We start from the raw sequence: 13600 nt of genomic DNA, 5'->3' as shown, positions 1-13600 counted from the left end.
AAAAGAAAAGGGTGATTAATATGAAAAGAAACGAACGTTTAGTGGACTTTACTAATTTTTTATTGAACAGACCCAATAGAATGTTGAATCTGAATGAAATTAGTAAACGCTATGAAGTAGCCAAATCCTCGATTTCTGAAGATCTTGTTTTTATTAAGCGTGTCTTTGAAGATCAAAATATTGGAATTGTCGAAACTTTTCCTGGAAGTTTAGGAGGCGTACGTTTCACACCCTATATATCTGATGAAGTTTCTCGGGATCGTGCGTTGGAACTTGCGGACCTTTTGCGTGAAGAAAACCGTATTTTACCTGGAGGTTATATATATCTTTCTGATATTTTAGGTCACCCTGCTAATCTAAAAAAAATTGGTCAAATTATTGCTCATGAGTATTGTGATAAACAAATTGATGTCGTGATGACAATTGCGACAAAAGGAATTCCGATTGCACAGTCTGTAGCGGAAATTTTAGATGTTCCTTTTGTTATTGTTCGACGTGATCCTAAAGTTACAGAAGGGGCAACTTTGAACGTGAATTATATGTCAGGTTCAAGCAGCCGTGTTGAAAATATGACACTTTCTAAGCGGAGTTTATCGATTGGCCAAAGTGTATTGATTGTAGACGACTTTATGAAAGGAGCTGGAACAATTAATGGCATGAAGAGTCTTGTTCACGAATTTGATTGTTTCTTATCTGGTGTGGCTGTCTTTCTGGAAGGGCCTTTCAAGGGAGAGCGGTTGGTAGATGATTATAAATCAATCCTCAAGGTAGATCAGATAGATGTTGCCCAGCGGACGATTGAAGTAGAGCTAGGTAATATATTTGAAGAGAAATAAAGCAAACAAGCAAGGTGTTATTGATTTAAGCTTTGATATCGTATTGTTACTAAAGTCACTATTTGCCTTAGGCGAAGTTCTTGGTGGTATTTTTCTTTTCTTTATTACACCTGAGCGCATGTCTGGTATTGTGGGCTGGTTTACTCGAGGAGAATTAAAAGAAGATCCAAGCGACTTTATAGCTCATCTCTTATTAAATTTGGGGCAGCATTTTACTGTTAGTACACAATACCTTGCTGCTGTTTATCTTCTAGTACATGGTTTAATCAAGCTTGTAACTTTGGTGCTTTTATGGAAAAAGATTCTTTGGGCGTATCCATTATCGATTTTGGTTTTTTTAGGCTTTATTGTTTACCAACTGGCGGAGTATTTGCAACATCATTCTAATTTTATGCTTTTTGTCTCAGTTTTTGATGTTTTGCTGATTCTCCTTACCTACCTAGAATATAAAAATATGAAAAAAACTTTGTCTATCTAGACAAAGTTTTTTTATTAGTTAAGGGTAGAAATTTTATTAATTGGCCACACACGGAACATGGTTCGCCCAACAATATCAGAACGTTTAAAGGTTCCTACTGCTCGACTGTCTCTCGACACAATACGGTTATCCCCTAAGAGAAGATACTCTCCCTCAGGTACTTTAATCGTAAAGGTTGGATTGCCTGTTGCATCTGTGGTAAAGGCTTGAGCTTGTTGCGCAAGTTGAACAAAGTAAGCGCGGTTGGCTTCAGAGAGTTCAGAAGTCAAAGCGTAATTTTGATAAGTCTTTTCGAGTTCATTATTAGAAAGCTGTTTTTTAAAGTCTGCCAAATAGGGCTCATCAGTTTTCTTTCCATTGATGTAAAGTTGATCTTTATCAAATTTAATCTCATCACCCGGCATACCAACCACACGCTTTACAACGTCTTTTGTTTCGGTTTGCCCATTTACTGTTTCTGTTTCTTTAGCAACTACGATATCAAAGCGGTTAATGCTTGCAGTTTTAATAAGAACCAGGCGTTGTTTATCAGCTAAGTTTGGATCCATTGAATGACCATCAACAACGACAAGTGACCAGATAAAGATACGTGAGAGGATTGCGATAGTGATAATTGCGAGAAAGATGCCCCATTCTTTGATGAATCGTGTGAAGGCATTGGGTTGTTTGTTTTGTGTGGTATTTTCCATATTTAACTTTCTATATTTGAGCTATGTTTATTGCTTTCTTAGTGTTAGCAAAATGTAATTTTGCATATCTTTTCAAGGATTCAGGACCGTTTTGACGTATTAGCTTTGCAGCTACTTGGTCAGAAGCTGCTCCGGCGCCGCTTGGTAACTTATACCCTGCTTCTAGAGAAAGAGCTTTGAGATTTTCTAGAAAGAGGTAGCGGGCAATAATAGAGCTGCAAGCAACGGCTAAGAATTGGTCTTCAGCCTTAGGTAAAAGGGTAACTTTACCGTTCACTTTATTTTGCTCGGTTAATAAATATTTTTGGTAATTTTTTTCAGTCGTAAAGGCATCAACAATTATATATTCAATACTTTCTGAAACACGTTTTTCGAGGAGATAAATAGCTTGGTTATGCAAGGCTACTTTGATACTTACAGCATTGTAACCTGAATCAATGACTTGGTTATATTTTGTGGGTTCAACAATCAAAGGCACATGTGTGATATTCTCCATTAATTGAGGAGCAATTTGATAGATTTTTTCATCGGTAACTTTTTTTGAATCGGCGACACCGAGCTTCTTTAATAAAAGTACATCTTCAGTATTGACAAAACTTGCCACAACGACTAAGGGACCAAAATATGAACCATTGCCGACTTCATCGGTACCGATTATGTTCTCTTGTTGCTGTGGACGTGATGAAGCAGTATGCCCAAATTGTTGAGCAATACGTTCAGCATCCTCTCCTTGAAAGACAACTTTTCCTGACGTATATACAGAAATAGTAGCTTTAGGTAGCTTTGCATAAAAAACAATATATTGGTTTTTTGATGCCGTCTTATATTTGTCGAACTTAAGAATAAGTCTATCTAACATTTTGGAGTCTAAAGTAAGAACTACATTCATGGTAATAGTTTAACATAAAAGCAAAAAAATTAAAAATGAATCTTGACAAGACTTGACATATGTGGTATTATGATAAACGGTATTGTTTACCCCATTTTTGTGGCCCCGGAAACCCAAAAATATTTGCAGGACTCTTACACCTGCCGTAAACAAATTCTAAGTAAAGGAAACTTAACCCAAATGATGAAAACAACATTCATGGCTAACGCTTCAAACGTTGACCGTAAATGGTACGTGGTTGACGCAACTGATGTACCTCTTGGTCGTTTGTCAGCTGTAGTTGCTAGCGTGCTTCGCGGTAAAAACAAACCAACTTTCACTCCTCACACAGATACAGGTGATTTCGTTATCGTTATCAATGCTGATAAAGTAAAACTTACTGGTAAAAAAGCAACTGATAAAGTTTACTACCGTCACAGCCTTCACCCAGGTGGATTGAAATCAATCACTGCTGGTGAACTCCGTGAGAAAAACGCTGTACGTTTGATTGAAAAATCAGTTAAAGGTATGCTTCCACACAACACTCTTGGACGTGCTCAAGGCATGAAACTTAAAGTGTTTGTTGGTGGTGAACACACACACGCAGCACAAAAACCTGAAGTTCTTGATATTTCAGGTCTTATCTAAGGAGGGAACGCACTAAATGGCACAAGTACAATACGCTGGCACAGGACGCCGTAAAAATTCAGTTGCTCGTGTACGTCTCGTACCCGGCACAGGTAAAATCGTAATTAACAAACGTGATGTAGAAGACTACATCCCACAAGCAGCACTTCGCCTTGTTATCAACCAACCATTTGCAGCTACACAAACTGAAGGTAGCTACGACACACTCGTAAACGTAAACGGTGGTGGTGTATCAGGTCAATCAGGAGCTATCCGTCACGGTATCGCTCGTGCATTGCTTGAAGTGGATCCAGACTTCCGTGGTGCTTTGAAACGCGCTGGCTTGCTTACACGTGATGCTCGTATGGTTGAACGTAAAAAAGCTGGTCTTAAGAAAGCCCGTAAAGCTTCACAATTCTCAAAACGTTAATCTGTTTCAGATATATCAACGTTTCGAACAATTATTTGGTGGAGATTGGTGTAACATTCAATCTCCCTCATATAAATATCAAAAAGACACCAGAAGAATTCTGGTGTCTTTTTGATATTTATTGTAGCAGCTCCATTTAAGAAATATTTATCATAAAGACCGTCTTAAATACGAATACTAAGAGCGGAGTAAGATTGTGAAAAGTAAAAATACCCCTAGGAAGGGGCTCTATCTTTAATATTAGTATTCAATTGATTTAATCTTTTCGTTTGACTCTAAAAGAGTTACCAGTGATGCAAGTTCATAAGTTTTGGGTAAGCTCAGATATAGATCAGTTTTCAAACAATTATTTGATTTTTTTTCAACTTTTATACTCAGAATTTTAATATGTTCATTTTTCATTTGTTTTTGCAACAGGCCAAGACCTTCAATATCTTCTAATTGAACGATAAGATGATTGCTTGTTGCTGTTTTTATCCACCGATAATTTTGATGTAAAATGATTTGAAAAAGTAAAATGAGTAAAGTAGCTACAATACCTATAAAATATAATCCAGAACCAATAGCCATCCCAATACCAGAAGTTGCCCAAATGCCAGCAGCGGTGGTTAAGCCTCGAACGGATTGATTGTGAACAAAAATCAGTCCTGCTCCTAAAAAACCAATTCCGCTTACAATTTGAGCAGCAATTCTGGAAGGATCAAGGTTGATCCCATGAGTGCTAATGATGTCCATAAAGCCGTATTTTGAGACGATAATCATCAAGGCAGCGCTCAAAGAAACAATTAAATGAGTACGTGTTCCAGCATTTTTATAACGGCTATTTCTTTCATAACCAATAGCATAGCCACAAATTCCTGCTAATATTAAACGAATCAACCAATCAATTTGTGTTAAGAAAGTAATTTGCATAAAAATTCCTCCTTGTCATTTAAAACCTACCTTACATTATATCGCTATTTTAATAAGAAAAACAGTAACTTTTATAAAAAAAGAATAAATTATATTGGACTAAATAATATATAATAGTATATTCTCTGTAGAGGCGGAAAGTTCAATCGTTTTTTACACAATAGTACATTAATGTCTAGCACACGTTCAATATTCAATCAATTTTGGTATAATTGGATGAACAATATTATTTTATAGAGGATTATTTTAGGGAGAAATATTTTATGTCACTTGCGACAATTTATAGCTTTATTGGAACACTGATAACGATTAACACGGTGCTTGCCCTTGTGACGATTTTTCGTAAACCGAGGTCTATTGCCAGTATTTTGGCCTGGTTTATGTTCTTAGTTTTTTTACCAGGTATTGGATTTCTTGGCTATCTTTTCCTAGGACGAGGGCTTGATCGAACAACAACACGTCGTTTTGAAGAAGAAAACAAATACAACCTGTCCATTCTTGGCCAAAGAGTTCATGAAAACAATGAAAAATTTGGTCCCAAAGATATGACACCCCACGAAAAATTACTTAAAAGGTATTTTAATAATATGGAACGAACACCGCTTTGTCGTGGGAATAATGTACAATTTTATCTAAATGGTGAAGATAAATTTTCAGCTTTGTTTGAAGATATAAAAAATGCCAAAGACAATATTCATGTAGAATACTATGCATTTTTTAATGACAAAATTGGAACTGCTTTTCGTGATCATTTGATTACGAAAGCTAAAGAAGGTGTTGAAGTAAGGGTGGTTTACGACCCATGGGGAGGAAAAACGAAAAAAGATTTCTTTAAACCATTAGAGGAAGTCGGTGGGAAAGTTACAGCCTTTATCACTTCGCGTAATGCACTAATGAAAACGCGGCTTAACTATCATTTACACCGTAAAATCGTAGTGATAGATGGTCAAATTGGCTGGACCGGTGGTTTTAATGTTGGTGATCAATATATTTACAATAGTAAAAAGTTTGGTTTCTGGCGTGATACACATGGCAGAATTGTTGGTACAGCAGCTTTCGGTCTTCAAGAAACGTTTATTCGAGATTGGAATGTTTCCGTTAAAGACCCTCGAGAGAAACTTGAACGAAAAGATACATATTTTGTGGTACCAGAAGAAGAGGGGAACATTGATATCCAGATTGTGGCTAACGGTCCAGAAAATGATAATAAAACCTTAAGAACAGGTTTTATTAAAATGATTATGGATGCAGAAGACTATATTTGGCTTCAATCACCTTATTTGATACCTGACGACTCTATGATAACGGCACTTATTGCAGCGGCGAATTCTGGTGTTGATGTAAGGATAATGATTCCCGATATGCCTGATCATCCGTTTATTTTTCGAGCAACGCAGTATTACGCAAATTATCTGCATAAACAAGGCGTAAAAATATACAATTATACAAATGGCTTTATACATTCTAAAACTCTTGTAATGGATGGAAAATTAGGTGTTTTTGGTACAACTAATCAAGATATACGCAGTTATGAATTAAATTTTGAGATAAGTGCTTTTTGCTATGATGAAGGAGTAGCAGAGGAGATGAGAAAGACTTTTGAGGCAGATTTGAGAGATTCAAGTCTACTTACAGATGAAGAAATTGCGCAACAATCCCTCTGGCTTAAAATCAAGCAAAACTTTTCACGATTATTGAGTCCAATATTATAGAATAAAAAAAACAGACACAATGGTGTCTGTTTTTTTATAGTCTTTAAACGTGACAACGGCGGGGTTTTCCGAACGAGTGTAAAAAAAAGGGAGAAAAAGCACAGTTTATTCTTGACAGAACAAATTGAGTTTGATAGAATATAATAGTTGTCGCGAGAGAGCGTATCTCTTACGAGAGCGATAGACCTTTGAAAACTGAATAAAGTAGAATGACTATATGCGAGAAGTTAACTTCTTGTATACCAACTGTCAATTCAATAATGAAAGACAAAACAACAGCCAGTTCATTTGATGAACTAAATTTAAATGAGAGTTTGATCCTGGCTCAGGACGAACGCTGGCGGCGTGCCTAATACATGCAAGTCGAGCGATGATTAAAGATAGCTTGCTATTTTTATGAAGAGCGGCGAACGGGTGAGTAACGCGTGGGAAATCTGCCGAGTAGCGGGGGACAACGTTTGGAAACGAACGCTAATACCGCATAACAATGAGAATCGCATGATTCTTATTTGAAAGAAGCAATTGCTTCACTACTTGATGATCCCGCGTTGTATTAGCTAGTTGGTAGTGTAAAGGACTACCAAGGCGATGATACATAGCCGACCTGAGAGGGTGATCGGCCACACTGGGACTGAGACACGGCCCAGACTCCTACGGGAGGCAGCAGTAGGGAATCTTCGGCAATGGGGGCAACCCTGACCGAGCAACGCCGCGTGAGTGAAGAAGGTTTTCGGATCGTAAAACTCTGTTGTTAGAGAAGAACGTTAAGTAGAGTGGAAAATTACTTAAGTGACGGTATCTAACCAGAAAGGGACGGCTAACTACGTGCCAGCAGCCGCGGTAATACGTAGGTCCCAAGCGTTGTCCGGATTTATTGGGCGTAAAGCGAGCGCAGGTGGTTTCTTAAGTCTGATGTAAAAGGCAGTGGCTCAACCATTGTGTGCATTGGAAACTGGGAGACTTGAGTGCAGGAGAGGAGAGTGGAATTCCATGTGTAGCGGTGAAATGCGTAGATATATGGAGGAACACCGGAGGCGAAAGCGGCTCTCTGGCCTGTAACTGACACTGAGGCTCGAAAGCGTGGGGAGCAAACAGGATTAGATACCCTGGTAGTCCACGCCGTAAACGATGAGTGCTAGCTGTAGGGAGCTATAAGTTCTCTGTAGCGCAGCTAACGCATTAAGCACTCCGCCTGGGGAGTACGACCGCAAGGTTGAAACTCAAAGGAATTGACGGGGGCCCGCACAAGCGGTGGAGCATGTGGTTTAATTCGAAGCAACGCGAAGAACCTTACCAGGTCTTGACATACTCGTGCTATCCTTAGAGATAAGGAGTTCCTTCGGGACACGGGATACAGGTGGTGCATGGTTGTCGTCAGCTCGTGTCGTGAGATGTTGGGTTAAGTCCCGCAACGAGCGCAACCCTTATTACTAGTTGCCATCATTAAGTTGGGCACTCTAGTGAGACTGCCGGTGATAAACCGGAGGAAGGTGGGGATGACGTCAAATCATCATGCCCCTTATGACCTGGGCTACACACGTGCTACAATGGATGGTACAACGAGTCGCCAACCCGCGAGGGTGCGCTAATCTCTTAAAACCATTCTCAGTTCGGATTGCAGGCTGCAACTCGCCTGCATGAAGTCGGAATCGCTAGTAATCGCGGATCAGCACGCCGCGGTGAATACGTTCCCGGGCCTTGTACACACCGCCCGTCACACCACGGAAGTTGGGAGTACCCAAAGTAGGTTGCCTAACCGCAAGGAGGGCGCTTCCTAAGGTAAGACCGATGACTGGGGTGAAGTCGTAACAAGGTAGCCGTATCGGAAGGTGCGGCTGGATCACCTCCTTTCTAAGGAATATAAAAAAAGATGTTGTTCTACTTTATTCAGTTTTGAGGGGTCTATAAAGACCAAACAAGCAGTCTTTTGATGCAAGATAGAGAAGATTGCGTTGAGAGAAGGGGCCTTAGCTCAGCTGGGAGAGCGCCTGCTTTGCACGCAGGAGGTCAGCGGTTCGATCCCGCTAGGCTCCATAAGATACGAAAGTGTCTTGTCAACGAAGACGTTAAAATAGGAATTGATCATTGAAAACTAAATAACAATATCTTATAACGATAAATAAACCGAGAAATGGTAAAACATTTCTGTAAAGCTGCGAATTATTTTAAATAGTTCGAAAAAACTTATACTTGTTTTAATGGCAAAGTTAATAAGGGCGCACGGTGGATGCCTTGGCATTAAGAGCCGAAGAAGGACGTGACTAACGACGATATTCTAGGGGGAGCAGTAAGTACGCATTGATCCCTAGGTCTCCGAATGGGGAAACCCACTATGTTATGCATAGTATCCGTAAGTGAATACATAGCTTACGAGAAGGTAACGCAGAGAACTGAAACATCTAAGTACCTGCAGGAAGAGAAAGTAAAAACGATTTCCTAAGTAGCGGCGAGCGAACGGGAAACAGGCCAAACCAAGAAGCTTGCTTCTTGGGGTTGTAGGACTGCAACGTGGACTTAAAGTCTATAGAAGAATTACCTGGGAAGGTAAGCCAAAGAGAGTAATAGCCTCGTATTTTAAATAGACTTTATACCTAGCAGTATCCTGAGTAGGGCTGGACACGCGAAATCCAGTTTGAATCCGGGAGGACCATCTCCCAAGCCTAAATACTCCTTAATGACCGATAGTGAACCAGTACCGTGAGGGAAAGGTGAAAAGAACCCCGGGAGGGGAGTGAAATAGCACCTGAAACCGTGTGCCTACAAGAAGTTCGAGCCCGTCAATGGGTGAGAGCGTGCCTTTTGTAGAATGAACCGGCGAGTTACGTTATGATGCGAGGTTAAGCTGAAGAGGCGGAGCCGTAGCGAAAGCGAGTCTGAATAGGGCGCTTTAGTATCATGATGTAGACCCGAAACCTAGTGACCTATCCATGAGCAGGTTGAAGGTGCGGTAAGACGCACTGGAGGACCGAACCAGGACACGTTGAAAAGTGTTTGGATGACTTGTGGATAGCGGAGAAATTCCAAACGAACTGGGAGATAGCTGGTTCTCTCCGAAATAGCTTTAGGGCTAGCGTCGCAATTTAAGTGTATTGGAGGTAGAGCACTGTTTGGATGAGGGGCCCATCTCGGGTTACCAATTTCAGATAAACTCCGAATGCTAATACACATGTGCGGCAGTCAGACTGCGAGTGCTAAGATCCGTAGTCGAAAGGGAAACAGCCCAGACCACCAGCTAAGGTCCCAAAATATATGTTAAGTGGAAAAGGATGTGGGGTTGCACAGACAACTAGGATGTTAGCTCAGAAGCAGCTATCATTCAAAGAGTGCGTAATAGCTCACTAGTCGAGTGACCCTGCGCCGAAAATGTACCGGGGCTAAACATATTACCGAAGCTGTGGATTTAATATTAATTAAATGGTAGGAGAGCGTTGTAATCAGCGATGAAGGTATACCGTGAGGGGTGCTGGAGCGATTACAAGTGAGAATGCCGGTATGAGTAGCGCAAGATAAGTGAGAATCTTATCCACCGTAAGACTAAGGTTTCCAGGGGAAGGCTCGTCCGCCCTGGGTTAGTCGGGACCTAAGGCGAGGCCGAAAGGCGTAGTCGATGGACAACAGGTTGATATTCCTGTACTAGTATTGTTAGTGATGGAGGGACGCAGTAGGCTAAAGGGAGCCAGTTAATGGATTCTGGTCTAAGCAGTGAGGTGTGGAATGTGTCAAATGCATTTTCCTTTAACATTGAGCTGTGATGGGGAAGCAACTACGGTTGCGAAGCCCTTGATGTCACACTGCCAAGAAAATCTTCTAGCGTTTAATTCAATACTACCCGTACCGCAAACCGACACAGGTAGTCGAGGCGAGTAGCCTCAGGTGATCGAGAGAACTCTCGTTAAGGAACTCGGCAAAATGACCCCGTAACTTCGGGAGAAGGGGTGCTGTAGAAATACAGCCGCAGTGAAAAGATCCAAGCAACTGTTTATCAAAAACACAGCTCTCTGCTAAACCGCAAGGTGATGTATAGGGGGTGACGCCTGCCCGGTGCTGGAAGGTTAAGAGGAGGGGTTAGCTTAGGCGAAGCTCTGAATTGAAGCCCCAGTAAACGGCGGCCGTAACTATAACGGTCCTAAGGTAGCGAAATTCCTTGTCGGGTAAGTTCCGACCCGCACGAAAGGCGTAATGATTTGGATACTGTCTCAACGAGAGACTCGGTGAAATTTTAGTACCTGTGAAGATGCAGGTTACCCGCGACAGGACGGAAAGACCCCATGGAGCTTTACTGCAGATTGATATTGAGTACCTGTGAAGCATGTACAGGATAGGTAGGAGACTTTGACCTTGGGACGCTAGTTTCAAGTGAGTCGCTGTTGGGATACTACCCTTGCTTCATGGTTGCTCTAACCCACACGCATAATCGGCGTGGGAGACAGTGTCTGTCGGGCAGTTTGACTGGGGCGGTCGCCTCCTAAAGAGTAACGGAGGCGCCCAAAGGTTCCCTCAACATGGTTGGAAATCATGTGTAGAGTGTAAAGGTATAAGGGAGCTTGACTGCGAGAGCTACAACTCGAGCAGGTAGGAAACTAGGGCTTAGTGATCCGGTGGTACCGCATGGAAGGGCCATCGCTCAACGGATAAAAGCTACCCTGGGGATAACAGGCTTATCTCCCCCAAGAGTTCACATCGACGGGGAGGTTTGGCACCTCGATGTCGGCTCGTCGCATCCTGGGGCTGTAGTCGGTCCCAAGGGTTGGGCTGTTCGCCCATTAAAGCGGCACGCGAGCTGGGTTCAGAACGTCGTGAGACAGTTCGGTCCCTATCCGTCGCGGGCGTAGGAAATTTGAGAGGATCTGCCCTTAGTACGAGAGGACCGGGGTGGACTTACCGCTGGTGTACCAGTTGTTCCGCCAGGAGCACCGCTGGGTAGCTATGTAGGGAAGGGATAAGCGCTGAAAGCATCTAAGTGCGAAGCCCACCTCAAGATGAGATTTCCCATTCTTTATGAATTAAGAGCCCTGAGAGATGATCAGGTTGATAGGCTGGAAGTGGAAGTCCTGCGAGGGATGGAGCGGACCAGTACTAATAGCTCGAGGACTTTACCAAGTAATAGAACATATGAGTTCAGCTTTACTTATTTATCAAGAGATTGTTATTTAGTTTTGAGTGTTCAATACATTCAACTTTAGGCTTTTAGAGCCTGACCTTATGAAAATAGATAAGTTGAGAACCTGCGTGTGACGCAGAACCACAACTTCCTAATTTTCTACAGGTCAAAACGTCTCTAAAAGCACTAGACCATGATTTGGTATTCATTGCATAGGAGATACACCTGTTCCCATGTCGAACACAGAAGTTAAGTCCTATTACGCCGGAAGTAGTTGGGGGTTGCCCCCTGCGAGATAGGGTAAATGCCAAGTGATTGGGAGTTTAGCTCAGCTGGGAGAGCATCTGCCTTACAAGCAGAGGGTCAGCGGTTCGATCCCGTTAACTCCCATTGAATATGTTATAATATATTCAATGACAATTAAATATCGGAAGGGTAGCGAAGAGGCTAAACGCGGCGGACTGTAAATCCGCTCCTTCGGGTTCGGGGGTTCGAATCCCTCCCCTTCCATAGTTTTACGGGCATAGTATAAAGGTAGTACAAAGGTCTCCAAAACCTTTGGTGTGGGTTCAATTCCTGCTGCCCGTGTTTGTATTATGGCGGATGTGGTGAAGTGGTTAACACACCAGCTTGTGGCGCTGGCACTCGCGGGTTCGATTCCCGTCATCCGCCCTTTTAATGGGGTATAGCCAAGCGGTAAGGCAAGGGACTTTGACTCCCTCATGCGTTGGTTCGAATCCAGCTACCCCAGTTCAAATATTTTATTTGAGAAAAGTCTGTTGCCGAAGTGGCGGAATAGGCAGACGCGCCAGACTCAAAATCTGGTTCCTTCACGGGAGTGCCGGTTCGACCCCGGCCTTCGGCATAACAAAAGTAACTAGTTCCTTATAGGTAGTTGCTTTTTTTTTGCTTTGTTTCCAATTTGTATCCATCAATCAGAATCTGAATAAATTTTCTTTGTAAAAAATACTTTCTTTATAAGTTGATAATTGAGGAGCAGTGATGTAAAATTAGTACAAGATAGGGGTCTTAATAAGTGATAAAGAAAAAAGAATGGGAAAAATCTTTTAAAAATGTAAATGGCCGAATGCCAACTATTGATGAATACAATGAAGCAGTTTCTGAGGGGATGGTTCAGAATGAGTCTTTAATTTTGAAAGACAGTAAGAAAGTTTTTTTTATCACAAGTGGAATTGTAGCTTCATTATTAATTATTGCAATTGCTATCTTGCTTTTTATATTCTTTTATCCAAAACCAGTTAATCAACAGTCAAGTTTTAATGATACGCATAGTCAAGATAGCTCATCAAGTATTGATAATTCGGATGAGGCTACGGAAGAAAGTACTAAAAATAATTTCTCAAGAAATATCGAAGAATCAGAAACCAAGGAAAATATTACTGAGTCGTCTGTCCAAGAAAACTATGGTATGATGGTGAAGGGTTACTATGTGGTTAAATATAGTGATATGCTTACTTTTTTAGAGGAGACAACGGGGAAAACATCAGAAGGACTTGTACCTAGGTATGTAGCAGATTTTTGGAACTCACATCATGCTCCTGATAAAAAAGTTGAAAGTCCAATTGATTTACGTTTAGATAAAGATAAATACATGTGGTCAAATGGTTTCATTATTTGTCCATTGACTATGACGGCAGGAGAACTAGTAAACCAAGTATCTAGTACACACTCTGATATTAAAGAATACGATTTGAATCAAACTAATATTGATAAAGCAATACAATATTGGAATAGTGAACATGAGAGTTATAACGCGGTAGCAATGGTACCAGGATCAAATGTTTACACTCCTAATTATGTTTCTTCATTTCCAGAGGTAACTGATGAAAAAGATTATCGTTACTTTAAACGTGGAATTAATGCTCCCGATATATATGGAATAAGTGGTACAGAAATACCGGAGAAATGAAAGGTTAGAGTGTATTA

At 41.2% G+C, this 13600-nt stretch carries 9 protein-coding genes, 7 tRNA genes and 3 rRNA genes; 16 read left to right on the top strand and 3 right to left on the bottom strand.

Annotated elements, in window-relative coordinates:
- Window positions 1-20: 20 nt before the first annotated feature.
- Entirely contained in the window at window positions 21-836 is an 816-nt protein-coding gene (purR, locus tag J0J33_RS02260) for a pur operon repressor (protein WP_019292793.1), read from the top strand.
- Window positions 823-1314 (top strand): DUF2127 domain-containing protein, encoded by a 492-nt coding sequence (locus tag J0J33_RS02255; protein WP_061415332.1) that lies wholly within the window; start codon window positions 823-825, stop codon window positions 1312-1314. The genes purR and J0J33_RS02255 overlap by 14 nt, the downstream gene beginning before the upstream one ends.
- Before the next feature lie 14 nt (window positions 1315-1328).
- On the opposite strand, the gene lepB is transcribed toward J0J33_RS02255, so the two are convergent.
- Together lepB and rnhC are read right to left on the bottom strand one after the other, a co-directional pair.
- Window positions 1329-2003 (bottom strand): signal peptidase I, encoded by a 675-nt coding sequence (lepB, locus tag J0J33_RS02250; protein ID WP_019294132.1) that lies wholly within the window; start codon window positions 2001-2003, stop codon window positions 1329-1331.
- A gap of 10 nt (window positions 2004-2013) precedes the next feature.
- Complete coding sequence (gene rnhC, locus J0J33_RS02245; RefSeq protein WP_173817289.1) at window positions 2014-2892, bottom strand: ribonuclease HIII; 879 nt, start codon at window positions 2890-2892, stop codon at window positions 2014-2016.
- A gap of 180 nt (window positions 2893-3072) precedes the next feature.
- On the opposite strand from rnhC, the gene rplM reads away from it, so the two are divergent.
- Window positions 3073-3519 (top strand): 50S ribosomal protein L13, encoded by a 447-nt coding sequence (gene rplM, locus J0J33_RS02240; RefSeq protein WP_003133539.1) that lies wholly within the window; start codon window positions 3073-3075, stop codon window positions 3517-3519.
- A gap of 16 nt (window positions 3520-3535) precedes the next feature.
- The gene (gene rpsI / locus J0J33_RS02235; RefSeq protein ID WP_003133537.1) at window positions 3536-3928 is read left to right on the top strand and encodes a 30S ribosomal protein S9; all 393 of its coding nucleotides are present in this window, start codon (window positions 3536-3538) and stop codon (window positions 3926-3928) included.
- Between the two features lie 240 nt (window positions 3929-4168).
- On the opposite strand, the gene J0J33_RS02230 is transcribed toward rpsI, so the two are convergent.
- Window positions 4169-4840, bottom strand: a complete 672-nt coding sequence (locus tag J0J33_RS02230) for an MgtC/SapB family protein (RefSeq protein WP_206921763.1) — start codon at window positions 4838-4840, stop codon at window positions 4169-4171.
- A gap of 263 nt (window positions 4841-5103) precedes the next feature.
- Here J0J33_RS02230 and cls point away from each other — a divergent pair, with 263 nt between their 5' ends.
- The 12 genes from cls (at window position 5104) to J0J33_RS02170 (ending at window position 13583) form a co-directional block, all read left to right on the top strand.
- A complete protein-coding gene (gene cls, locus J0J33_RS02225) occupies window positions 5104-6552 on the top strand; it encodes a cardiolipin synthase (RefSeq protein ID WP_019294129.1) in 1449 nt (482 codons plus the stop codon).
- A gap of 302 nt (window positions 6553-6854) precedes the next feature.
- Window positions 6855-8403, top strand: a 16S ribosomal RNA gene (locus J0J33_RS02220).
- Between the two features lie 110 nt (window positions 8404-8513).
- Window positions 8514-8586 (top strand) — tRNA-Ala (locus J0J33_RS02215).
- 166 nt (window positions 8587-8752) lie between these two features.
- Window positions 8753-11652: ribosomal RNA gene (locus J0J33_RS02210) — 23S ribosomal RNA — on the top strand.
- A 198-nt stretch (window positions 11653-11850) separates the two neighbouring features.
- Window positions 11851-11966: ribosomal RNA gene (rrf, locus tag J0J33_RS02205) — 5S ribosomal RNA — on the top strand.
- Together the 16S, 23S and 5S rRNA genes with 7 tRNA genes alongside form the textbook arrangement of a ribosomal RNA operon.
- Before the next feature lie 4 nt (window positions 11967-11970).
- Window positions 11971-12043, top strand: a tRNA-Val gene (locus J0J33_RS02200).
- Window positions 12044-12082: 39 nt separating this feature from the next.
- Window positions 12083-12163: transfer RNA gene (locus J0J33_RS02195), tRNA-Tyr, on the top strand.
- A 7-nt stretch (window positions 12164-12170) separates the two neighbouring features.
- Window positions 12171-12241, top strand: a tRNA-Trp gene (locus J0J33_RS02190).
- Window positions 12242-12252: 11 nt separating this feature from the next.
- A tRNA-His gene (locus J0J33_RS02185) sits at window positions 12253-12325 on the top strand.
- A gap of 7 nt (window positions 12326-12332) precedes the next feature.
- Window positions 12333-12404, top strand: a tRNA-Gln gene (locus J0J33_RS02180).
- A gap of 30 nt (window positions 12405-12434) precedes the next feature.
- Window positions 12435-12518, top strand: a tRNA-Leu gene (locus J0J33_RS02175).
- Between the two features lie 222 nt (window positions 12519-12740).
- Window positions 12741-13583 (top strand): hypothetical protein, encoded by an 843-nt coding sequence (locus J0J33_RS02170; RefSeq protein WP_206921762.1) that lies wholly within the window; start codon window positions 12741-12743, stop codon window positions 13581-13583.
- The last annotated feature ends 17 nt before the right edge of the window (window positions 13584-13600 follow it).

This window comes from Lactococcus sp. LG1267, assembly GCF_017309545.1.
Lineage (GTDB): Bacteria > Bacillota > Bacilli > Lactobacillales > Streptococcaceae > Lactococcus > Lactococcus petauri.
The sequence above is the reverse complement of the archived record's forward strand: the minus strand, read 5'-3'. Positions and strand labels throughout refer to the sequence as shown.

Excerpts from the sequence above, each read along its gene's own strand:
- purR (WP_019292793.1), top strand. The coding sequence starts at position 21 with ATGAAAAGAAACGAACGTTTAGTGGACTTTACTAATTTTTTATTGAAC.
- lepB (WP_019294132.1), bottom strand. The coding sequence starts at position 2,003 with ATGGAAAATACCACACAAAACAAACAACCCAATGCCTTCACACGATTC.
- rnhC (WP_173817289.1), bottom strand. The coding sequence starts at position 2,892 with ATGAATGTAGTTCTTACTTTAGACTCCAAAATGTTAGATAGACTTATT.
- rplM (WP_003133539.1), top strand. The coding sequence starts at position 3,073 with ATGATGAAAACAACATTCATGGCTAACGCTTCAAACGTTGACCGTAAA.
- rpsI (WP_003133537.1), top strand. The coding sequence starts at position 3,536 with ATGGCACAAGTACAATACGCTGGCACAGGACGCCGTAAAAATTCAGTT.
- J0J33_RS02230 (WP_206921763.1), bottom strand. The coding sequence starts at position 4,840 with ATGCAAATTACTTTCTTAACACAAATTGATTGGTTGATTCGTTTAATA.
- cls (WP_019294129.1), top strand. The coding sequence starts at position 5,104 with ATGTCACTTGCGACAATTTATAGCTTTATTGGAACACTGATAACGATT.
- J0J33_RS02170 (WP_206921762.1), top strand. The coding sequence starts at position 12,741 with ATGCCAACTATTGATGAATACAATGAAGCAGTTTCTGAGGGGATGGTT.